This is a genomic window from Streptomyces sp. NPDC092045 (assembly GCF_044756005.1).
Lineage (GTDB): Bacteria > Actinomycetota > Actinomycetes > Streptomycetales > Streptomycetaceae > Streptomyces.
On sequence record NZ_JBIVSC010000003.1, the window covers coordinates 456734 to 477883 of the forward strand.

A 21150-nucleotide genomic window follows, 5' to 3' on the forward strand; every position below is an offset into this window, starting at 1 on the left:
GCCGCGGAGCACACACCTATGCACGTTCACCGCGGCGCGCGGCGCTCCGGCGCCCCGCGCGTCACCCTCCTGACCGAAGGCACCTACCCGCACAGCCACGGGGGTGTCAGCGTCTGGTGCGACCAGCTCGTCACCGGCATGCCGGACGTCGACTTCGACGTCCTCGCCGTCACCGGCTCCGGCCGCGAACCGCTCGCCTGGGACCTGCCGGCCCACGTCTCCCACGTCCTGTCCGTGCCCATGTGGGGCCCGGCGCCGGAGGGCCGGCCGCCCCGGGGCAGGGCGGGCAGGCGGCTCGCCGAAGCGTACGAGAGGTTCGTGACGGCGCTGCTCGACCCGGGCGCCGAGGCCGGTTTCGGCCCCGCCCTGTACGCCCTCGCGCACGCCGCCGGGGACGGGCAGCTGAGTCCGTTCCTGCGGAGCGACGCGGCGATCTCGGTCCTCACCTCCGTGTGGCGGCGGCCGGGGCTCGCCGTGCGGGAGGCCCGGCCGACCCTGCACGACGCGATCACCGCCACGGCCCTGCTCGAACACGCGCTGCGGCCGCTGTCCGCGCCGACGCCCTCCGGGGGCGTCGCGCACGCCGTCAGCGGCGGGGTGGCCGCCCTGCCGGGCCTCGCGGCCCTGGAGCGGAACGGGGTGCCGCTGCTGCTCACCGAGCACGGCGTCTACCTGCGCGAGCGCTACCTCGGCTACCGCACCGCCCCCTACCGCTGGCCGGTGAAGGCCGTGGTCCTGGGCTTCTTCCGGCTGCTCGCGGAGGAGAGCTACCGCAAGGCGGCCCTGATCACCCCGGGCAACCGCTACAACCGGCTGTGGGAGGAGGAGGGCGGCGCCGCCCCCGAGGCCATCCGCACCGTCTACAACGGCGTCGACCCCGCCGCCTTCCCGCCCGCCGGACCCGAGCCGGACGCCCCCACCCTGAGCTGGGCCGGGCGCGTGGACCCGATCAAGGACCTGGAGACGCTGATCCGCTCCCTCGCCCTGGTCCGGGAGCGGATGCCCGAGGTGCGGCTGCGGCTCTTCGGCGGCACGCCCCGGGGCGGCGAGGCCTACCGGGAGCGCTGCGAGGCCCTGGCGGCCGAGCTCGGCCACGCGGACGCCGTGACCTTCGAGGGGCGCGTCGACGACATCAAGGACGCCTACGCGGCCGGCAACGTCGTGATGCTGTCCAGCATCAGCGAGGGCTTCCCGTTCACCCTGATCGAGGCGATGTCGTGCGGGCGCGCGACCGTCTCCACCGACGTCGGGGGCGTGCGGGAGGCCGTCGGCGACACCGGGCTCGTGGTGCCGCCGCGCGACCCGGCCGCGATGGCGGAGGCCGCGCTCGCCCTGCTCGGCGACCCCGTCCGGCGCCGGGCGATGGGCGAGGCGGCGCGGCTGCGGGTGATCGAGCGGTTCACCCTCCGGCAGACCGTCGACACCTTCCGCGCGATCTACCACGAACTGGCCGCCGGTGAGCGGCGGCCGGAGCCGGCCCGGATCGTCCTGCCCGTCCCGGCGGTCAGCCGCACGGGGAGCCTCGCCGGATGAGCGGGCCGATGTCCCTCGAACCCGGCGGGGCCGAGCAGGACACGCTCGCCATCCGCCTGGCCGTGCCGCGTCCCCGCCGGTTCCTGGACGACGCCACGCTCGCGATCCGGCTCCCCTCGAAGGGCCCCGACGAGGAGGCGGTCAGCGCGCTCGCCGCCGAGCTCGCCGACCGCATCGGCCCGGCCGTCCACCCCTACGAGGTGGCCGCGCTCCTGGAGGCGGACGGCCTGTCCGCCGTCGTGATCAAGGAACGGTACGGCCACCCCACCCTGTTCTCGCTCGCGGCGGCGCTGTACGAGCGGGTGCCCCGGGCGTTCCCCGAGCCGGCCGCTCCCCCGGACCCGTGGCGGCCCGACACCGTGCGGTGCCTGCTGCGCGGCCTGCTGTTCGCGCTCCCGGCCCTGGCGTACCTGCTCACCGGACCGCTGTGGCGGATCGACGAGCACGCCCCCGTCCTGATCACGGCGGGCGTCGTGTCCTGGGCGTGGGGGCAGGCGCTCGGGCACCGGGCGCACCTGCGGCTCACCACGGGCCGGCGGGAGGCGTCGCGCACGCTGCTGGCCGGTTCCGTGCTGGGGGCGTGCGTGGCCACCGGCCTCGCCGCGATCCCCGCCGGGGGCGGTCCCGCCACGGTGGCGGCGGCGGCCCAGTCGCTGTACCTGGCGGCGGCGGGCGTCCTGCTCGTGCTCGGCCGGGAGCGGCTGCTGCTCGCCGCGCTCAGCCCGCTGATCGCCGGTGCGGCCGTGCTGCCCTGGTGGGAGCCCGGCACCCTGCTGCGGCTCACCTTCCCGCTGCTCGCGCTGCTCGCCACGCTGGCCGTCGCCCTGCGGGTGCTGGCCTCGGGCCTCGCCGTCCCGGCCGCCGGGGGCCCGCGCCCCCGGCTGCGCGGCTCCGTGCCGTACGGCCTGTTCGGGCTCGCGGCGGCGGTGCTCGTGATGCTGGAGGGACGTCAGGACCCGTACGCGGTCATCGTCCTGACGCTGAGCATGGGCCCGGCGGAGTGGCTGCTCTACCGTTACCGGGGCTGGTCGGTCGCCGCGCTGCGCGCCAGCGCCACGCCCCGGGCGTTCCTGGTCCGCTCGTCCGGCGTCCTCGCCCTCTGCCTCCTCTGCTACCTGCTGCTCCTGCTGCTCCCGGCGCTGTTCCTGGGCTCCGGCCCGACCGCGCTGCTGTCCCTCGCGGCGCTGCTGTGGACCGCCCTCCTGCTCCAGGCGTTCGGCGTGGCCTGGCCGCCGGCGGTGGTCTGCCCGGCGACCGCCGCGGGCGCCGCGGTCGTCACCGTGGCGGGGCCGCCCGGCGGGTCCGCCGTGCTGCCGTCGATCTGCGCCGCGGCCGCGATCTGTCTGGCGGCCTGTGTCGTCGCCCTCCTGGGCCGGCCGTCCCCGCACGTCTGACCGGACCGCCCGCCCGCCGCTCCTCATGCCCACCACCGTGCTGTTCCCGTCGAAAGGACCGAAGAGTTGACCTCCGCACCGCTCGCCGCCGTCACCGGAGCCGAAGGGTTCATCGGCTCGCACCTGACCGAGGCGCTCGTCGCCTCCGGCCACCGGGTCAGGGCCATGGCCCAGTACAACTCGTTCTCCTCGTACGGCTGGCTGGAGACCCTCTCCCCCGACGTCCTCGACCAGGTGGAGATCGTGCTCGGCGACGTCCGCGACCCGGGCTCGGTGCGCGGCCTCCTGGAGGGCGCCGACTGCGCGTACCACCTCGCCGCGCTCATCGCGATCCCGTACTCCTACCAGGCGCCGCACAGTTACGTGGACACCAACGTGACCGGCACCCTCAACGTCCTCGAAGCCGTGCGCGCGCTGGGGACGCCCCGGCTCGTGCACACCTCGACCAGCGAGACGTACGGCACGGCGCAGACGGTCCCGATCACCGAGGACCACCCCATCAACACCCAGTCGCCGTACGCCGCGTCGAAGGCGGGCGGCGACCGGCTCGCGGACAGCTACCACGCCAGCTTCGGCACCCCCGTGGTGACGCTCCGCCCGTTCAACACCTTCGGCCCCCGGCAGTCGATGCGGGCCGTGATCCCCACCGTCATCGGCCAGGTGGCCGCCGGGGAGCGCACCCTGACCCTCGGGGACCTGCGCCCCACCCGGGACTTCACCTACGTGAAGGACACCGCGCGGGCGTTCCTCGCCGTGGGCACGGCCCCGGCGAAGGACGTCGTGGGCCGCACCCTCAACGCGGGGACGGGCGGGGAGATCTCCGTGGGCGACCTGGTCGCGCTGATCGGCAAGGTGATGGACACCCCGCTCGACGTCCGCGAGGACCCGGCGCGGCTGCGCCCCGCCGACTCCGAGGTGATGCGGCTGGTCGCGGACGCCTCCCGGCTGACCGCGGCGACCGGCTGGCAGCCGGACCACTCCCTGGAGGAGGGCCTCGCGCGGACCGCCGAGTGGTTCACCGACCCCGCGAACCTGGCCCGCTACAAGACCGGCATCTACAACATCTGACCCGTCCGGCACGTCCCGCAGGAGGTATGCCATGCACGCTGTGATCCTGGCCGGTGGAAAGGGCGTCCGGCTGCGGCCGTACACCACCGCGCTGCCCAAGCCGCTCGTCCCCATCGGCGACGAGCACGCGATCCTGGAGATCGTGCTGCGCCAGCTCTCCCAGGCCGGCTTCACCCACTGCACCCTCGCCATCGGGCACCTCGGCGAGATCATCCGGGCCTACGTGGGCGACGGCGCGCAGTGGGGCCTGAGCATCGACTACGCCACCGAGGAGAACCCGCTCGGCACGATGGGCCCGCTGCTCAACCTGCGCGACCGGCTGCCGGAGCACTTCCTCGTCATGAACGGCGACGTGCTCACCGACCTCGACTACGCGGACGTGCTGCGCCGGCACGAGGCGGCGGGCGCACCGCTGACCATCGCCACCTACGCCCGCAAGGTGCACATCGACTTCGGGGTGCTGACCACCGACGACAGCCGGGTGGTGGCCTTCACCGAGAAGCCCAGCATCGACTACCGGGTGTCCATGGGGGTCTACGGCGTCTCCCGGAAGACCCTCGACGCCTACACGCCGGGGCTGCCCCTCGGCTTCGACGAGCTGGTGCTCGACCTGCTCGCCGCCGAGACGCCCCCGCACGCCTACGACTTCGACGGCTACTGGCTGGACATCGGCCGTCCCGACGACTACGACCGGGCCAACGCGGAGTTCACCAGCCGCAAGTCCCTCCTGCTCAAGGGAGCCTGAACAGCAATGCGCATCCTCGTCCTCGGCGCCGGCGGATACCTGGGCGGCCACGTCACCGAGCGGCTGCGCGCCCTTCCGGGCGCGCGGGTGCTCGTCGGCGGCCGCTCCCCGGGGGCCGACGTCGCCGTCGACCTCGCCGCCGACCGCCCGTACCTCCTGGCGGGAGCCCTGGCGAAGGCCGCGCCCGACGCCGTGGTCAACTGCGCGGGCGCGACCGGCGGCGACGCCGTCACGCTCGCGGAGGTGAACGCGCGCGGGCCCGCCGCCCTGTGCGCGGCCCTGCGCGAGGCCGCGCCCGGGGCCCGGCTCGTCCACCTGGGCTCGGCCGCCGAGTACGGGCCGGGAACGCCCGGGCTGCGGGTGGCGGAGTCGGAGCCGTGCGCCCCGGCGGGGCCGTACGGCGCGACCAAGCTGGCTGGCACGGTGGCGGTGACGGCGTCGGGGCTCGACGCGGTGGTGCTGCGGGTGGGCAATCCGGTGGGGGCCGGGGCGCCCGTCACGGGCCTGCCGGGCCGGGTGGCCGCGCTCCTCGCCGAGGTGGCGGACCCCGGGGACCCGGAGGGGGAGCTGCGGCTCGGCGACCTCTCGGCGTACCGCGACTTCGTGGACGTGCGGGACGTGGCGCGGGCGGTGGAGCTGGCGGCGACCGCGCCCGGTCCGCTGCCGCCCGTCCTGAACGTCGGCGGCGGCGAGGCGCTTCCCGTGCGGGAGCTGGTGCGGCGCCTCGCGGACGCGGCGGGGTTCCGCGGCCGGATCGTGGAGGCGGGCGCGGACGGGAACGGGAGCGGGGGCGGTTCCGAGCGGTCCGCGCGGGTGTCCTGGCAGTGCTCGGACGTCACCGCGGCCGCCACCGCCCTGGGCTGGGCCCCGGCCCACACGCTCGACGCGTCGCTCGCGGCGCTGTGGGAGGCCCGGCCCCGCTCCTTCGTGCCCGACGGGGTGGCGGCGCCGTGAGCCTGCTCGTCCCCCTGTACGTCCATCCCGCCGAGGACCCGGACGCCTGGCACCGGCTGATCAACGGCGCCGCGCACACCTACGCCGTCGTGCTCAACCCGGCGAGCGGTCCCGGCGACGCGCCGGACCCGGCGTTCGCCGCCGCGGCCCGCGCGCTGCGGGCCGCGGGGGCCCGGCTGCTCGGCTACGTGGACACGGACTACGGCATGCGCGACGCGGAGGTCGTCACCGAGGAGGCGCTCCGGCACCGGGAGTGGTACGGGGTGGACGGCTGCTTCCTGGACCAGACGACGGCGGGGCGCGACGGCCTGCCGGCCTGCCGGCGCACGATCCGTTCGCTGCGCAGGGAGGGCGTCTCCCCCGTGGTCATCAACCCGGGGGTCCACCCGGCCCCCGGGTACGTCCGGCTCGCGGACCTGACGGTCACCTTCGAGGGCCACTGGTCGACGTACGTCTCGACCTTCAGCCGCCCGTCGTGGACGGCGCGGCTGCCGTCCGAACGGCTCTGCCACCTGGTGTACGGGGTGCCCGCCCCGCTCGTCCCGCTGGCCGTGCGCACGGCGCGCGAGCGGGGCGCGGGGGTCTGCGGCCCGGTGACGGGAGAGCCGCCGAACCCCTGGGCGGGGCTGACCCCGGCCCTGGCGGAGGCGGAGCGGTGAGGCGGCGACCGGGCGCGGCCCGCGCCGCCGCGCTCCTGACCCTGGCCCTGGCCCTCCTCGCGGGGTGCTCGGGGGGCGCGGAGGGACCGGCCGAGGGGGCGGGGACGAGCGGGCCGGGCACGCGCCCGGCGACCACCCGGCCCGCGAGCCCCCCGCCCGCTCCCGTCCCCACGACCGGCGGCCCGACGACGTCCCGGCCGCCCGGTCCGACGCCGGGGCCCACGACCGGCCGGCCGGCGACCGGCCGCCCCTCCCCGGAGCGCACGCCCACCCGCCCCGCGACGGGCGCGCGCTGGCAGCCGCGCCCCGGCCTCGCCTGGCAGTGGCAGCTCAACGGCAGGGTGGACCCGTCCGTCGACGTGCCGGTGTACGACATCGACGGCTTCGAGAACAGCGCCGCCGACGTGGCCCGGCTGCACCGGGACGGGCGGAAGGTGATCTGCTACGTCAACGTGGGCGCCTGGGAGGACTACCGGCCCGACCGGGACGCCTTCCCCGCATCCGTCCTGGGCGGGCCCAACGGCTGGCACGGCGAACGCTGGCTGGACATCCGCCGCCTCGACGTCCTGCGCCCGCTGATGGAGCACCGGTTCGACATGTGCCGCGACAAGGGCTTCGACGCGGTGGAACCGGACCTGGTGGAGGGCTACGGCAACGACACGGGGTTTCCCCTGACGGCGGCGGACCAGCTCCGCTACAACCGCATGATCGCGGACATCGCCCACGCGCGCGGCCTGGCGGTGGGCCTGAAGAACGACCTCGCCCAGATCCCCCAGTTGGTGGACCGCTTCGACTTCGCGGTCAACGAGGAGTGCGCCCAGTTCGACGAGTGCGGGCTGCTCGAACCCTTCACCGCGGCGGGCAAGGCGGTCTTCCACGTGGAGTACGAGGAGTCCCCGTCCCGCTTCTGCGCCCGGTCCCGTTCCCTCCGCCTGTCGTCGATGCTGAAGAACCCGGAGCTGGACGTGTGGCGGAAGCCCTGCTGACGCCCTCGCCGGCCGGTGGCCGGGCTCCGCCGTCCCGGGCGCCGTCCGCGGTCGCCCGGGAAGGCCCGTCCCGCCTCCGGCACGACCGCCCGCATGCCTCACGACAGGCGGGGCAGGCGCCCCTCGCATACCGTCGGCGAAGACGAGGACGAGGAGGCAGATCCGTGGAATCCGTGGACCGGGCCGCACCGGCGGGCGAAGCCCCGGTGGCCGCCCCCGAGACCGTTTCCGCCCTCACCCTGCGGGTGAACGGCACGGACCGCGCGCTCACCGTCGACCACCGCACCACCCTTCTGGACGCCCTGCGCGACCACCTCGACCTCACCGGTTCGAAGAAGGGCTGCGACCACGGGCAGTGCGGGGCCTGCACGGTCCTGCTCGACGGCCGGCGCGTGAACGCCTGCCTGCTGCTCGCCGTCGCCTGCGCGGGCGCCTCCGTCACCACGGTCGAGGGCCTCGCCGACGGCGACCGGCTCCACCCGGTCCAGGAGGCCTTCGTCGCCCGGGACGCCCTCCAGTGCGGCTACTGCACCCCCGGCCAGATCTGCTCGGCCGTCGCCCTCCTCGACGAGGCCGCCGAAGGGCGCCCGTCGTACGTGACGCCCGCGGAGCGGCCGCCGGACGGCCCGGTGCCCCTCACCCCGTACGAGATCCGCGAGCGCATGAGCGGGAACATCTGCCGCTGCGGCGCCTATCCGCACATCGTCGACGCGATCGAGGAGGCCGCGCGGTGAAGCCCTTCGCGTACGTCCGGCCGGAGCGCACCGAGGAGGCGATCGAGCGGTTCGCCGCCCAGCCCGGCGCCCGGTTCCTGGCCGGCGGGACCAACCTCGTGGACCTGATGAAGCTGGGGGTCGCGGGGCCGCCGCTGCTCATCGACATCAACGGGCTGCCGCTCGACGCCGTCGAGGAGACCGCCGCGGGCGGACTGCACGTCGGCGCGACCGCGCGCAACAGCGACGTCGCCGCCCATCCGCTCGTGCGCGCCCGCTACCCCGTCCTCTCGCAGGCCCTCCTGGCCGGCGCCTCCCCCCAGCTGCGGAACGCGGCCACCACCGGGGGCAACCTGCTCCAGCGCACCCGCTGCCCGTACTTCCAGGACGCGTCGAAGCCGTGCAACAAGCGCGCGCCCGGCTCGGGCTGTCCCGCCCGCGAGGGCGTCCACCGCGACCTCGCGGTGCTCGGCCACTCGGTCCACTGCGTCGCCACGCACCCGTCGGACATGGCGGTCGCCCTCGTCGCCCTGGACGCGGAGGTCCGGCTGCGCGGTCCGGCCGGCGAGCGGACGGTGCCGGTCGCGGAGTTCCACCGGCTGCCCGGCGACCGCCCGGACCGGGACACCGTCGTCGAGGACGGCGAGCTGATCACCGGGGTGACGCTGCCCGCGCCGCCGCCCGGCGCGCGCGGCGCCTACCGCAAGGCCCGCGACCGCGCCTCGTACGCCTTCGCGCTCGCCTCCGTCGCCGCCGTCCTGACCGTCGAGGACGGGCGGATCGGGCACGCCGCCCTCGCCTTCGGCGGCCTCGCCCACAAGCCCTGGCGGGCCCGCGCGGCGGAGGAGGTGCTGCGCGGCGCCCCGGCGACCGCCGGAACGTACCGGCGGGCCGCCGACGCCGAGCTCGCCGCCGCCGAGCCGCTGCGCGACAACGGCTTCAAGGTGCCCCTCGCCCGCAACCTCGCCGTGAGCGTGCTGCACGACCTCGCGTCCCGCGCCGACGCGGCCTGAACCACCCGACGCCGACCACAGGAGGCACCGCGCCATGACCAGCCAGCTCGTGCGGCCGACGACGGGGGCCGTCCGCCGCGACGCCCGGCAGAAGGTGACCGGCGAGGCCCGCTACGCCGCCGACCGGACGCCGCCCGGCTGTCTCCACGCCTGCCCCGTGCCCGCCACCGTCGCCCGGGGCCGGGTCACCGCCGTGCACGCCGACGCGGTCCTGGAGCTCCCCGGCGTGCGCGCCGTGCTCACCCACGAGAACGCGCCCCGGCTGGGCGAGGCGGACGACCCGACGCTCCTGCTGCTCCAGGACGACCGGGTCCCGCACCGCGGCTGGTACGTCGCCGTCGTCGTCGCCGACACCCCGGAGACCGCGCGCGAGGCCGCCGAGGCCCTCGCCGTCGACTACGCCGCCGAGGACCACGACGTCCTGCTGAGCGCCGACCACCCGGACCTCTACACGCCCGAGGAGGCCAACGGCGGCCATCCGGCCGTGCGCGAGCGCGGCGACTTCGACGCGGCCTTCGCCGCCTCGCCGGTCCGGCTCGACGCGACGTACTCCATGAGCGCCCTGCACAACCATCCGATGGAGCCCCACGCCTCCACGGCCCACTGGGAGGACGACGGCCTGACCGTGTACGACTCCAGCCAGGGGGCGTCGACGGTGCGGGACGTCCTCGCGGGCCTCTTCGAGCTGCCGCCGGAGCGGGTCACGGTGGTCTCCGCCTTCGTCGGCGGCGGCTTCGGTTCGAAGGGCACGCCCCGGCCGCCGTGCGTCCTGGCGGCGATGGCCTCCCGGCACACCGGCCGTCCGGTGCGGCTCGTCCTGCCCCGCCGCGAGCTCGCGGCGGTCGTGGGCCACCGCGCGCCCACGATCCAGCGGGTGCGGATCGGCGCGGCCGAGGACGGGGTGATCGGCGCCCTCTCCCACGAGGTCGTCACCCAGACGTCGACGGTGAAGGAGTTCGTGGAGCAGGCCGCCGTCCCGGCCCGTGCCATGTACACCTCTCCCCACAGCTTCACCGGCCACCGGGTGGTGGCCCTGGACGTGCCGTCGCCGTCCTGGATGCGGGCCCCGGGCGAGGCGTCCGGCATGTACGCCCTGGAGTCGGCCATGGACGAGCTGGCCGGGGCGGCGGGCGTCGACCCGGTGGAGCTCCGGCTGCGCAACGAGCCCGACGTGGAGCCCGACAGCGGCAGGCCCTTCAGCAGCCGGGGCCTCGCCGCGTGCCTGCGGGAGGGCGCGCGGCGCTTCGGCTGGGAGGGCCGCGACCCCCGGCCGGGCGTCCGCCGCGACGGCGACCTGCTGTGGGGCACGGGGGTGGCCTCGGCCACCTATCCCGTGCTCCTGAGCCCGTCGAAGGCCTCGGCGCACGCCGAGCCGGACGGGCGGTACACCGTACGGGTCGACGCCACCGACATCGGCACGGGCGCGCGCACCGTCCTGGCCCAGATCGCCGCCGAGGCCCTCGGCGTCCCGCTCGACTCCGTGGGGGTCGAGCTCGGCAGCAGCGCCCTGCCGGACGCCCCGGTGGCGGGCGGTTCCTCCGGCACGGGCTCGTGGGGCTGGGCCGTGCACAAGGCCTGCACCGCCCTGCGCGAGGAGCTGGCCGGCCGTTCGGGCCCGCTGCCCGCCCGGGGCGTCACGGCCGAGGCGGACACGGAGGAGGAGACGGGGCGGGAGTCCCCGTACGCCCGGCACGCGTTCGGCGCCCACTTCGCGGAGGTCCGCGTCGACACGGTCACGGGCGAGGTCCGGGTGAGCCGGCTGCTCGGCGTCTACGCGGCGGGGCGGATCCTCAACCCCCGTACGGCCCGCTCCCAGTTCATCGGCGGGATGACGATGGGACTCGGCATGGCGCTGACCGAGCACAGCACCATGGACCCCGCCTTCGGCGACTACACCGAGCGCGACCTGGCCTCCTACCACGTGCCGGCCTGCGCCGACGTGCCGGAGATCCAGGCGCACTGGGTGGACGAGCACGATCCCCACCTCAACCCGATGGGCAGCAAGGGCATCGGGGAGATCGGCATCGTGGGCACGGCCGCGGCGATCGCCAACGCCGTCCACCACGCGACCGGGGCGCGCCTGCGCGAGCTGCCCCTGACCCCGGACCGGCTGCTGCCGCACCTGTCGGCCTGAGGACGCACGAAAGGCCGTTCCCCCGTACGGGAGAACGGCCTCCGACCTGCGTTTCCGCATGGTCGGGACGACAGGATTTGAACCTGCGACCCCTTGACCCCCAGTCAAGTGCGCTACCAAGCTGCGCCACGTCCCGATGCCCGTCTGACCTGGGGTTTTCCCCTGGCCGAACGTGCATGAGAACAATACCGCACTTTCCCGGGTGGTCACGAACCCCTTTCCCGGCACCCCCGAGCGGGCCTCCACCGGCGACCCTCCGGTCACCCTCCGTGACGACCCCCTCCCGCCTCGCCGAGTGCGCGCGGCGCGGGCGGGGCGCGAAAGAGCGCGCGGAAGAGGGCGCGAAAGGGAGGCCGGCACGAGGGGCGGAATGCCGCTCTTCTGTAGCGGAAGCGGCTCATATGGGGAAGGTGCGGGGCTCACCGCCATATGTCTGGACCTTTACGGCCCGCGGATTGCCCCTGGCATGTGGCAGAAACATGCCCACCGGCGGGGAGGGCGGATGGGGCCGAGCTGGCCAAGTCCACCCGAAACATAGTCGAACTCAATCGTCAACCGCTCCGGTTTCAGACAAACTTCGCTCCGTTATTGATCCATCACAGAAAGATCAACACCATGAAGAGGTCGGCCTGTTCGGGACGGGACCACTGCCGATGCACCACCTGATCGGACAGATGCCGATCAGGCGTTTCGCGGGAGGACTCGTAATGAACAGCTACTTCAGCAGTCGGCTGCATCATGAGCTCAGGGAGACGGTCCGGAACTTCGCGGAGCGTGAGGTCCGGCCACGCATAGCCGAGATGGAGGCCTCCCGGACGGTTCACCACGAGCTGTCCCGGATGATCGCCGAGCAGGGCTGGCTGGGCGCGACGATCAGTCCCGAGTACGGCGGCATGGGCGCCGGTCACCTGGCCAAGACCATCATCATCGAGGAGCTCTCCCGGGTCAGCGGCGCCATGGGCGCCATGGTCCAGGCCTCCCAGCTGGGCACCGCCAAGATCGTCCACTTCGGCAGCGACGAGCAGCGCAAGACCTGGCTCCCGGCGATCGCCGCCGGCGAGTGCCTGCCGACCATCGCGGTCACCGAGCCCGACGCCGGCGGCCACGTCCTCGGCATGAGCGCCAGCGCGGTCCGGGACGGCGACGACTACGTCCTCAACGGCAGCAAGGTCTACGTGGGCAACAGCCACGTGGGCGATCTGCACGGCGTCGTGGTCAGGACCGGTCCTGGCTCGAAGGGTCTCAGTGCGTTTCTGGTCGAATCCGATCGACCGGGTTTCAGGACCGGTCCGCAGCAGACGGCCATGGGACTCCACGGCTTCAGCTTCGGCGAGCTGATCTTCGAGAACTGCCGGGTACCCGCCTCCAACCGGCTCGGCGACGAGGGCGACGGCCTCTCCGTCGCGTACTCCTCCAGCGTGCTGTACGGGCGGGCCAACCTCACCGCCGTCTCCCTCGGGATCCATCAGGCGATCCTGGAGGAGACCACCCGCTTCGCCTCCGAGCGCATCCGCTACGGAAAGCCGCTCCACGACCTTCCCACGGTCAAGCTGAAGCTGGGCCAGATGCAGTCCCGGCTGATGACCGCCCGGCTGGCCGCGTACCACGCCGTGCACCTGCTCGACCAGGGCCTCTCCTGCGACGCCGAGCTGATGAACGCCAAGCTCGTCAACGTCGAGTCGGCGATCGACTCCGGCCGCAACGCCATGGAGGTGCACGCCGCCGCCGGGCTCTTCACCGACCGGGCCATCGAGCGGTACCTCCGGGACGCGCACCACATCTTCGCCCCCGCCGGCACCTCCGACATCCAGCTCCTGCGCCTGGCCGAGGTCGCCCTCGGCCAGGACAAGGGAAGCTGGTCGGAGCGGCTGTCCGAGCTGGTCCGCACGCCGGAGCCGGAGCCGCTGGCCGTCTGATCCGCGATCGGCCCCGACGGGCCGGGGCCCGGTACGGTCACCGCCGTACCGGGCCCCGGCCCGTCGCCGGACGGGCCTCCGGTGCGTCGTCGGGCGCCGGAGGTCAGAGCGCGCCGTCCTCGCGGCGGTTGATCTGCTCCATCAGCTCCGCGGCCATCGCCTTGATGGTCTCCAGGCCGGCGCGGCCCCACGGGCGCACGTCGGTGTCGACCACGCAGATGGTGCCGAGCGCGACCCCGGTGCGGTCGATCAGCGGCGCCCCCATGTAGGAGCGGATGCCGATCTCGTCCACGACCGGGTTGCCCGCGAAGCGCGGGTAGTCGCAGACGTCCTCCAGGACGAGCGCCTTGCGCCGCACCACGACGTGCGGGCAGTAGCCGTGGTCACGGGCCATGAAGCGGCCGACGCCGCCCGCGCCCGCGGCGGCGGCGCCCAGGTCGCTGCCGGAGTGGGTGCCCTCGGGGGTGTGGAGCCCCGCGAAGAACTGCCGGTTCTCGTCGATGAAGTTGACCATCGAGAACGGGGCGCCGGTCATCTCGGCGAGCCGGTGCGCGAAGTCGTCGAACGCGGGCTCCGGCCGCTCCCCCAGACCCAGTTCGCGCAGCCGTCGCACCCGGGCCGGCGCGTCCTTGTCGTTCGGGGTCAGCAGGAGGTGACCGGTCGGGTCGTAGGTCATGGCGTGGCTCCGTAGCTCGGCACGGTGTCCGGGAGGGTGGTGAGCAGGTACTGGACGAGGGTGAGCAGGGTGCTGATGCCGGAGCTGGAGATCCGGGCGTCGCAGAGGACGACCGGCACCTCCGGGTCGAGGTCGAGCGCGGACCGCACCTCGTCCGGCTCGTAGCGGTGGGAGCCGTCGAACTCGTTGATCGCGACGACGAAGCGGATCCCCCGCCGCTCGAAGAAGTCGACGGCGGCGAAGCACTCCTGGAGCCTGCGGGTGTCGGCGAGAACAACCGCTCCGAGCGCCCCTTCGGAGAGCTCGTCCCACATGAACCAGAAGCGCTCCTGGCCGGGGGTGCCGAAGAGGTACAGGACGTGCTGGTTGTCGAGCGTGATGCGGCCGAAGTCCATGGCGACGGTGGTCGTGGTCTTCGACTCCACGCCCTCCAGGCTGTCGGTGGCCGCGCTGACCGAGGTCAGCAGCTCCTCGGTGCTCAGCGGTTCGATCTCGCTGACGGCGCCCACGAGGGTCGTCTTGCCCACGCCGAACCCGCCCGCCACCAGGATCTTGACCGCTGTGGGGAAGGAGTCGGCGGGGAAGCTCTCGTGGCGCTCAGAGCCGTTGTCGTAGGCCATCGAGCACTGCCTCCAGCAAGGAACGGTCGGTTGGGTTGGCGTGGAACCGGGGCGCCCGGGCGGTGAGCGCCCCGCAGTCCACGAGGTCGGAGAGCAGGACCTTGGTGACGACGGCCGGCAGTCTTAAGTGCGCCGCGACCTCGGCGACCGAGGTGGGCCCGTCGCACAGCCCGAGGGCCAGGCTGTGCTCGGGGCCCATGTGCGCCTGGGGGGACGAGCCGGTCGCCATCACCATCGACAGCAGGTCGAGGGCGGTGGTGGGCTTGGTCCGGCCGCCGCTGACGGTGTACGGGCGGATCAGCCGGCCGGCCGCGTCGTCGAGCCAGGGTCCTTCCTGAGGGGACGTCACGACTACTGTCCGAAGCCGCCGAGGGCGCCGGCTGCCTGCCGGGCGGGAGTGACCAGGTACGGCCGGACGCTCTTGACGAGCATCGCCATCTCGTAGCCGAGGACGGCGGCGTCCGCCTCGCGCCCGGCGAGGACGGCCAGGCAGGTGCCGGAGCCGGCGGTGGAGACGAACAGGAGGGTGGAGTCCAGCTCCACGACCACCTGGCGGACCTCGCCGCCGTCGCCGAAGCGGGCACCCGCGCTCCGGCCGAGCGAGTACAGGCCGGAGGCGAGCGCCGCCATGTGGTCGGCGGCGTCGGGGTCGAGTCCGTGGACGGATTTGACGAGGCCGTCGGAGGAGAGCAGAACGGCGTTGCGGGTGTACGGGACCCGCTGGACCAGTCCGCTCAGCAGCCAGTCGAGGTCCGAGGAATGGCCGGTCGGCGCATTGCTCGCCATGGTGCATCTACTCCTTGTGCGCGTCGCCGGGACGCGGCGACTCATGGGGGGCGGGCTGGGATTCGGCGAGACCGATACCGCGCTGGAACGCGGCCATCAGACCCGGGTCGTGCAGGGCGTGCTCCTCGGGCCTGCGGGCCACGGGCTCCTCCCGCAGCTGCGGGACGAGGTGCTCCTGCGCGCGCCGCTTGGGGAGCAGGGGCCGGCCGTTGTCCTCGGCGGGGGGTGCCGGGGGCAGCGGCGCGACCAGGGAGGCCGGCGGGCCCGGGTGTCCGGTGTCGGCCGGACGGTCGGGGACCAGGGGGGCGTGGCCGGTGACCACGGGGGTGGGGCCGGTGTCCCCGTATCCGCCGATGTCCCCGTATCCGCCGGTCGGCACGGTCGTACGGGGGTACGCGTGCGAGCCGGTGGCGACGGCCTCCTCGGTGTGGGCGGGGGCCCGCTCCGGGGAGGGCGCGGACGCCCCGTCGAACAGCGCGGGCACGGGTGCCTGCGGGTGGGACGGGGCGGTGTGGGACGGGACCTGGGCCGGCACGGGGGCCGGGTGCCGGGGGTCCGGCGCGTGGGCCGGCGCCGGCTGCGGGGCCGTGACGGCGGGCTGCGCCGGGGGCTGGGGCTGCATCTGCACCTGGCCGGGCGGGATGGCCGAGGACCCGGCGGTCGCGGCGGCCTGGCGCTCGTGCTGGGCGAGGCCCTCCGGGTCGGCGCCGAGGAGGCCCTGCGGGAGGACGAGCACGGCCTGGACGCCGCCGTAGATGTTGGACTGGAGGCGCACGGCGATGCCGTGCCGGCGGGCGAGCGCCGAGACGACGAAGAGTCCGATGCGGCCGTCCTGGAGCAGGTGCGAGACGTTGACCTGGTCGGGGTCGGCCAGCAGGGCGTTCATCTTGTTCTGCTCGGCGGTGGGCATGCCGAGTCCGCGGTCCTCGACCTCGATCGCGAGGCCCGCCGTGACGTACTGGGCGCGCAGCAGCACCGTGGTGTGCGGCGCGGAGAACAGCGTCGCGTTCTCGACGAGTTCGGCGAGGAGGTGGATGACGTCGGCCACGGCATGGCCCCGGAGCGTACCGTCGATCGGGGGTACGAGCTTCACGCGCGGGTACTGCTCGACCTCGGCGATGGAGGAGCGGAGCACCTCGGTCATGGTGACCGGGTTCGACCACTGGCGACGGGAGATGGCGCCGCCGAGCACGGCGAGGTTCTCGGCGTGGCGGCGGATGCGGGTGGCCAGGTGGTCGACGTGGAACAGGCCCTTGAGCAGCTCCGGGTCCTCGACCTCGTTCTCCAGTTCGTCGAGGAGCTGGATCTCGCGGTGGACCAGGGACTGGAGGCGCCGGGCGAGGTTGACGAAGACCTCGACCTTCTGTTCGTTCCCGACGCTGCTGGAGAGGCGGGACGCCTGCACGACGGCCGCGACGGCCGCTTCGTGAGAGCGCGTCAGTTCCTGCGAGAGCAGGTCGAATTCGTCACCTGTGGCGGTCGTGGCCGGCGGTACGGGGCGGGGCGGGGCCCCCTCCCCCCTGCGCAGCTGTTCGACGATCGCGCGCAGTTCGCTCTGGCCGCGGGCACTGGTGCGGCGCAGGGCGTTGCAGCGGTCGAGGACCGCCTTGGCGGCGCGGTCGGCGCCGAGCGCGGCGGCCGCGACGGAGGCGACGGTGAGGGCGGCGGCGCCGGTGAGGGCGGCCCAGAGGCCGGGGGTGGGGCTGGCTCCCGTGGAGCGGATGGTGAAGAGGACCGCCGCCGCGCCGCCGAGGGCCACCGCGACGGCGGGGAGCACGGAGGTGCGCAGGAGTTGGGGCCGGATGCGGGCCTCCGCGGGGAGCGGCGCGGGGGACTGCGCCGTGGGGGTGCTGCCGTTGCCGGTGGCGGAGCGGGCGCCGGGCCGGCCGTGCCGCCCGCCCTCGCGTCGGTCGGAACGCGGGGCGGGTGCGCGAAGTTGAGACATGAGTGTCCTTGGTACGTGCCCAGGAGTCGGCGTGCTGCGGGGAGCGTGGTGGGGGCGTGCTGGGTGTTCTACCGGGGTGGACTGAGGCGGGTGTCTACGGGGTCGTCTACGGGGATGCGGTGAGCCTACCGATGATCATCAACCACACACTGTAGTCGTCAACCGTTCATGTGCGGTGCGCAGTTGGCAAACTTACCCGTAGAGCGACCCCGCCTGGTATCGCCCCTCGCACAACAGGCCGAGAACAGTCGGCCGGAACTCGTCCACGCGGTCCGGAACGATTACCGGGAAGCGGGAACGGAAGGGGGCCGGGCGCCTTCGCACCTCCTCACTTCCGGGAAATCGCCTCCGACCGGAATCCCCGGCGGGAATGCGGACCCGTCCGGTCCGCCCGTTCTCCGCCGATTCCCGCGATCTTCGGCGCATCCGTCCCGCGCCCGCGAAGAACCCCTCCACCACCCGGCGGACACGCGCCACGGTGGCCGGATCCGTACGTTCGACCGCCACCGGCGGCGGGAGCGCGTCACCGTGGGTGAAGACCCGCCCCTTCCCTCCCGGCCCGCGGGAACGGGCGCCGCACGCCGCACGCCGTCCGCGCCGCCGAGGGCTTCGGCCCACCTCGGCCAGTGGGGGCGACCACGCGGTGCGGGGGCACGAACGGTACGGACCGGTGGTCGGCCGTGTCGGACCGAGACGGCCGACATCGTCCGGGCGGGACGGGAGACCGGCCTGCGGAACCCGGGCGTGAACGCCGTGGCGGCGCGTCTCGGGGTGTCGTCCACGGCCCTGTACCGCCACGTGGACGGGCGGTGGGGGCTGGAGCGGCTGGTGGGCGAGAGCCTGCGCGAGGGGCTGCTCGCGGCCCGCCGCATCCAGGTGACGCTCGACGGGCCCGAGCCGGCGTTCCCCGCGTCCGGTCCGGAGACGGACGCGGACCGGGAGGCCGCGCCGGAGGCGACGGTCGACGGGGTCGAGTTCGACCGGGTCGGCTTCTCCTGCCCTTCCGGGCGTCACCGCCCCGTCGACGGAGGCCTTCCGGGCGTCACCGCTCCCCCGCCGCGGGGTCGAGGTCGCCGCGCGGGTCGGGCGCGGTCCCGGCGGGGCGGGGGCGGCGCCACGGACGAGCGATCGGCTGGGACACCCCACGCCACCAAGCATCCGCGGGCAGCTTCCCCGCCGGTTCGAACGGTTCGCCGGGGCGGGGGAACGCCACCGCCTGGCCCGCCTCCTCCGCCGCGTCCTTCGTCCACTCCCCCGGCTCGGCCCACGGGTGCGGGGCGAGGTTGAAGGAGCCCCAGTGGATCGGCAGCAGGACGCCGGCCGGGCCGCCGCCCTGGAGGTCCAGGTGGGCGCGCACCCCCTCGGCGGGGGTCATGTGGATGTCGGGCCAGAACTCCGAGTAGGCGCCGAGCTGGATCATGGTGGCGTCGAAGGGGCCGTGCTCCGCGCCGATGTCGCGGAAGCCGGAGAAGTAGCCGGTGTCGCCGCTGTGGAAGACGCGGTGCTCGGGCCCCCGCGCGACCCAGGAGGCCCAGAGGGTGTGCTGCCTGTTGCGCAGGCCCCGGCCGCAGAAGTGGCGGGCCGGGGTGGCCGTGAGGGTCAGGTCGCCGACCTCCGTGGACTCGTTCCAGTCCAGCTCCCTCAGCCGGGAGGCGGGCACGCCCCAGTGCTCCAGGTGCGCGCCGACGCCGAGCGGCACCGCGAAGAGCGTGCCGGTGGTGGCGAGTTCCTTGATCGTCGGCAGGTCGAGGTGGTCGTAGTGGTCGTGCGAGATCACCACCACGTCGACCGGGCCGAGCGCCGCGAGCGACGCGGGCACCGGGTGGAGCCGCCTGGGCCCCGCGAACGGGAACGGGGAGCAGCGGTCGCCCCAGACCGGGTCGAACAGGACCCGGTGGCCGTCGATCTCCGCGAGGACGCCGGAGTGTCCCATCCAGGTGAGGCGCAGACCGGTGGCCGGGGGGCGCGCGAGGTCGGCCACGGTGGTGGGGTGGACGGGTATCGCGCCGGTGGGGGCCCGGCGGGCGCGCCCCTCCTTCTCGAAGTAGGTCCTGGCGAGCTCGACGGTCGAGCCTGAGGGGCCGCGCCTGGCCCGCTCGGGATTCTGGAAGATCCCGTCCCTGAAGTTCGGCGAGCGACGGATCCGGGCGAGGCGCTCGCCGGTGGGTTCCGCGCCGAAGGACTCGGGGCGCAGGGCGCGGAGCCCGGCCCGTGGCGAACGGTCTGAGCCGGTGCCGGTCACATGACCTCCTGATCTCTGGGGTCATTCCATTATGGGCGGCCCGCGAGCGGAGGGAGGGGCGGTGCCGGGGCCCGGACCCGGCGGGCGCCGGCGGCCGGGGCGGGCGGCGACGGAGGGTGCGGGCGCGGGTGCGCACCGGAGTTTTTTGTGATCATGCTCGTGTCATGTGCTGTGTAGGCTGCCGGGCGTGACGAGAGTGCGGTTGAGCGTGGCCGAGCGGCGGGAGGAGCTGCTGCGGGCCGCCGTGGAGCAGATCGAGGCGCGCGGGGTCGCCGCCGTGCGGATCGCCGACGTGGCCTCCGCGCTCGGTGTGAGCAACGCGCTCGTGCTCTACCACTTCGCTTCCAAGGAGCAGCTGGTCGCGGCCGCCTTCGCGCACGCCGCCGAGGCCGACCTGGCCCATCTGCGGCGGCTGCTCGGCCGGCGCACCACGGCGGTGCGGCGGCTGCGGGCGGCGGTCCGCTGGTACGCCCCGACCGGACAGGCCAAGGGCTGGCGGCTGTGGATCGAGGGCTGGGCCGCCTCGCTGCGCGACCCGGAGCTGCGCCGGGTCGCCGCCTCCCTCGACCAGGAGTGGAAGGCGGCGCTGACCCGGGTGATCGCGGAGGGGGCCGCCGCCGGGGAGTTCCCCTGCCCGGACCCGGCCGAGGCGGCCTGGCGGCTCACCGCCCTCCTCGACGGCCTCGCCGTCCAGACCACCGCCTACGCCGGCCCCCTCTCCCGCACCGCGATGCTCCGCTGGGCCGACGCCGCCCTCGCCCGGGAGCTGGGGCTTCCGGGCGGGGAACGCCGGGAGTGACGGGAGCGGGAGGGGCGGGCGGCCCGGAGGGATTCCGATCCGCCGGAGCCGGTTCGGCGGGCCCCGGCACCCGTCAGAGCAGTTCGAAGACCGCCGAGACCGTGATCTGCTCCTCGATCTCGCCGGGGGCCAGGGGGACGCCCGCGTCCTCGGCGGCGAGGGTGGGAGCGGCCCCGCCGGGGCCGGGGCGCACGGACTCGCCCTCGCTCAGCGAGACCAGGCGGCCGAGCCGGTGCCCGCTGAGCCGGGCGTGCTGGGCGGCCTTGTCGTACGCGTCCCGGAAGGCGGCCTCCCGCGCCCTGGCCCGCAGCGCGGACGGGTCGGCCACGTCGAAGACGACGCCGTTGATCCGGCCCGCGTCCCGGGTGGCGTCGTTGACGGCACCGACGACCTGCCCGGTCCTGTCGATGTCGCGGACCTTCACGGAGAAGGCCTGGCCGGCCTGGTAGCCGGTCACCCGGCTCTCCCCCTCGGCGCTCTGGGTGTAGACCGGGGCCAGCGAGAGGCTGTCGGTGCGGATGTCCCGATCGGCGATCCGCTGCTTGCGCAGCACCGCGAGGAGGGCCTCGGCCGCGGTCTTCTGGGCCGCCATCGCCTCCTTCGCCGTCGCCCGGCTGGCCTCGACCCCGATGGACAGGATCGCCAGGTCGGGCGCGGCGGACGCGCGTCCGTGCCCGGCGACGGTGACCGTGGCGGGCGCGGCCTCCCGGGCGGCGGGGAGGAACGTCCCGGCGGGCGCGGCGGCCAGCGCGGGGGCGGCGGTGCCGGCGAGGAGGCCGCAGAGCACGGCGGTGGCGGCGAGCAGACGGGCGGTGCGGGCGGCACGTGGCCGGGGGGTCGTCACAGGCGGTCCCTTCGGGTGTGGGTGCCGGGGCTCCGGCGGGCACATCCCAGCACCCGGCGCCGCCGCGTCCCGCGCGCCACTCCTGACCGGCGTCCCCCTTCCCCTGTCCGTACCAGCCGGGTA

19 protein-coding genes and 1 tRNA gene are annotated in these 21150 nt (G+C 74.8%); 12 read left to right on the top strand and 8 right to left on the bottom strand.

Annotation, left to right across the window (positions count from 1 at the left end; all coding sequences use genetic code 11):
• Window positions 1-18: 18 nt before the first annotated feature.
• From pelF to ACIQKA_RS12205, 10 genes are all read left to right on the top strand, one after another.
• Window positions 19-1533 (top strand): GT4 family glycosyltransferase PelF, encoded by a 1515-nt coding sequence (gene pelF / locus ACIQKA_RS12160; RefSeq protein ID WP_383434470.1) that lies wholly within the window; start codon window positions 19-21, stop codon window positions 1531-1533.
• Entirely contained in the window at window positions 1530-2927 is a 1398-nt protein-coding gene (locus ACIQKA_RS12165; protein WP_383152067.1) for a hypothetical protein, read from the top strand. The genes pelF and ACIQKA_RS12165 overlap by 4 nt, the downstream gene beginning before the upstream one ends.
• 66 nt (window positions 2928-2993) lie before the next feature.
• On the top strand, window positions 2994-3995 hold the full coding sequence (locus ACIQKA_RS12170; RefSeq protein WP_391094101.1) for a GDP-mannose 4,6-dehydratase: 1002 nt from the start codon (window positions 2994-2996) through the stop codon (window positions 3993-3995).
• A gap of 31 nt (window positions 3996-4026) precedes the next feature.
• Window positions 4027-4740 (top strand): NDP-sugar synthase, encoded by a 714-nt coding sequence (locus tag ACIQKA_RS12175; RefSeq protein WP_383152068.1) that lies wholly within the window; start codon window positions 4027-4029, stop codon window positions 4738-4740.
• Between the two features lie 6 nt (window positions 4741-4746).
• Window positions 4747-5694, top strand: coding sequence for an NAD-dependent epimerase/dehydratase family protein (locus ACIQKA_RS12180; RefSeq protein WP_383152069.1), 948 nt, complete (start codon window positions 4747-4749; stop codon window positions 5692-5694).
• A complete protein-coding gene (locus tag ACIQKA_RS12185; RefSeq protein WP_383434473.1) occupies window positions 5691-6353 on the top strand; it encodes a spherulation-specific family 4 protein in 663 nt (220 codons plus the stop codon). Before ACIQKA_RS12180 ends, ACIQKA_RS12185 begins: the two co-directional genes overlap by 4 nt.
• Window positions 6350-7339, top strand: a complete 990-nt coding sequence (locus ACIQKA_RS12190; protein ID WP_402540839.1) for an endo alpha-1,4 polygalactosaminidase — start codon at window positions 6350-6352, stop codon at window positions 7337-7339. Before ACIQKA_RS12185 ends, ACIQKA_RS12190 begins: the two co-directional genes overlap by 4 nt.
• A gap of 173 nt (window positions 7340-7512) precedes the next feature.
• Window positions 7513-8073, top strand: coding sequence for a (2Fe-2S)-binding protein (locus ACIQKA_RS12195; RefSeq protein ID WP_383152090.1), 561 nt, complete (start codon window positions 7513-7515; stop codon window positions 8071-8073).
• Window positions 8070-9065, top strand: coding sequence for an FAD binding domain-containing protein (locus tag ACIQKA_RS12200; protein ID WP_383152072.1), 996 nt, complete (start codon window positions 8070-8072; stop codon window positions 9063-9065). Before ACIQKA_RS12195 ends, ACIQKA_RS12200 begins: the two co-directional genes overlap by 4 nt.
• A gap of 34 nt (window positions 9066-9099) precedes the next feature.
• A complete protein-coding gene (locus ACIQKA_RS12205) occupies window positions 9100-11199 on the top strand; it encodes a xanthine dehydrogenase family protein molybdopterin-binding subunit (RefSeq protein ID WP_390108063.1) in 2100 nt (699 codons plus the stop codon).
• A 59-nt stretch (window positions 11200-11258) separates the two neighbouring features.
• On the opposite strand, the gene ACIQKA_RS12210 is transcribed toward ACIQKA_RS12205, so the two are convergent.
• A tRNA-Pro gene (locus tag ACIQKA_RS12210) sits at window positions 11259-11335 on the bottom strand.
• Window positions 11336-11906: 571 nt separating this feature from the next.
• Here ACIQKA_RS12210 and ACIQKA_RS12215 point away from each other — a divergent pair.
• Window positions 11907-13115, top strand: a complete 1209-nt coding sequence (locus ACIQKA_RS12215; RefSeq protein WP_383152074.1) for an acyl-CoA dehydrogenase family protein — start codon at window positions 11907-11909, stop codon at window positions 13113-13115.
• 103 nt (window positions 13116-13218) lie between these two features.
• On the opposite strand, the gene ACIQKA_RS12220 is transcribed toward ACIQKA_RS12215, so the two are convergent.
• From ACIQKA_RS12220 to ACIQKA_RS12245, 6 genes are all read right to left on the bottom strand, one after another.
• Complete coding sequence (locus ACIQKA_RS12220) at window positions 13219-13791, bottom strand: GAF domain-containing protein (RefSeq protein ID WP_366374137.1); 573 nt, start codon at window positions 13789-13791, stop codon at window positions 13219-13221.
• A complete protein-coding gene (locus ACIQKA_RS12225) occupies window positions 13788-14411 on the bottom strand; it encodes an ATP/GTP-binding protein (RefSeq protein WP_383152075.1) in 624 nt (207 codons plus the stop codon). Before ACIQKA_RS12225 ends, ACIQKA_RS12220 begins: the two co-directional genes overlap by 4 nt.
• Window positions 14389-14760, bottom strand: coding sequence for a DUF742 domain-containing protein (locus tag ACIQKA_RS12230; protein ID WP_366374133.1), 372 nt, complete (start codon window positions 14758-14760; stop codon window positions 14389-14391). The genes ACIQKA_RS12225 and ACIQKA_RS12230 overlap by 23 nt, the downstream gene beginning before the upstream one ends.
• A 2-nt stretch (window positions 14761-14762) precedes the next feature.
• Complete coding sequence (locus ACIQKA_RS12235; RefSeq protein WP_030215496.1) at window positions 14763-15197, bottom strand: roadblock/LC7 domain-containing protein; 435 nt, start codon at window positions 15195-15197, stop codon at window positions 14763-14765.
• 7 nt (window positions 15198-15204) lie between these two features.
• Window positions 15205-17142: a sensor histidine kinase gene (locus ACIQKA_RS12240; protein WP_402540841.1), complete on the bottom strand. Its 1938-nt coding sequence runs from the start codon at window positions 17140-17142 to the stop codon at window positions 15205-15207.
• Between the two features lie 1042 nt (window positions 17143-18184).
• Window positions 18185-19384 (bottom strand): MBL fold metallo-hydrolase, encoded by a 1200-nt coding sequence (locus ACIQKA_RS12245; protein WP_402540842.1) that lies wholly within the window; start codon window positions 19382-19384, stop codon window positions 18185-18187.
• A gap of 187 nt (window positions 19385-19571) precedes the next feature.
• On the opposite strand from ACIQKA_RS12245, the gene ACIQKA_RS12250 reads away from it, so the two are divergent.
• Window positions 19572-20183 (top strand): TetR/AcrR family transcriptional regulator, encoded by a 612-nt coding sequence (locus ACIQKA_RS12250; RefSeq protein ID WP_402540843.1) that lies wholly within the window; start codon window positions 19572-19574, stop codon window positions 20181-20183.
• Window positions 20184-20256: 73 nt separating this feature from the next.
• On the opposite strand, the gene ACIQKA_RS12255 is transcribed toward ACIQKA_RS12250, so the two are convergent.
• Entirely contained in the window at window positions 20257-21027 is a 771-nt protein-coding gene (locus ACIQKA_RS12255) for an SIMPL domain-containing protein (protein ID WP_391094109.1), read from the bottom strand.
• Window positions 21028-21150 lie beyond the last annotated feature (123 nt).

What these genes read in the sequence shown, in the direction of transcription:
- ACIQKA_RS12180 (WP_383152069.1), top strand. Translation starts at nt 4,747, where the DNA reads ATGCGCATCCTCGTCCTCGGCGCCGGCGGATACCTGGGCGGCCACGTC.
- ACIQKA_RS12205 (WP_390108063.1), top strand. Translation starts at nt 9,100, where the DNA reads ATGACCAGCCAGCTCGTGCGGCCGACGACGGGGGCCGTCCGCCGCGAC.
- ACIQKA_RS12240 (WP_402540841.1), bottom strand. Translation starts at nt 17,142, where the DNA reads ATGTCTCAACTTCGCGCACCCGCCCCGCGTTCCGACCGACGCGAGGGC.
- pelF (WP_383434470.1), top strand. Translation starts at nt 19, where the DNA reads ATGCACGTTCACCGCGGCGCGCGGCGCTCCGGCGCCCCGCGCGTCACC.
- ACIQKA_RS12220 (WP_366374137.1), bottom strand. Translation starts at nt 13,791, where the DNA reads ATGACCTACGACCCGACCGGTCACCTCCTGCTGACCCCGAACGACAAG.
- ACIQKA_RS12215 (WP_383152074.1), top strand. Translation starts at nt 11,907, where the DNA reads ATGAACAGCTACTTCAGCAGTCGGCTGCATCATGAGCTCAGGGAGACG.
- ACIQKA_RS12235 (WP_030215496.1), bottom strand. Translation starts at nt 15,197, where the DNA reads ATGGCGAGCAATGCGCCGACCGGCCATTCCTCGGACCTCGACTGGCTG.
- ACIQKA_RS12175 (WP_383152068.1), top strand. Translation starts at nt 4,027, where the DNA reads ATGCACGCTGTGATCCTGGCCGGTGGAAAGGGCGTCCGGCTGCGGCCG.
- ACIQKA_RS12165 (WP_383152067.1), top strand. Translation starts at nt 1,530, where the DNA reads ATGAGCGGGCCGATGTCCCTCGAACCCGGCGGGGCCGAGCAGGACACG.
- ACIQKA_RS12225 (WP_383152075.1), bottom strand. Translation starts at nt 14,411, where the DNA reads ATGGCCTACGACAACGGCTCTGAGCGCCACGAGAGCTTCCCCGCCGAC.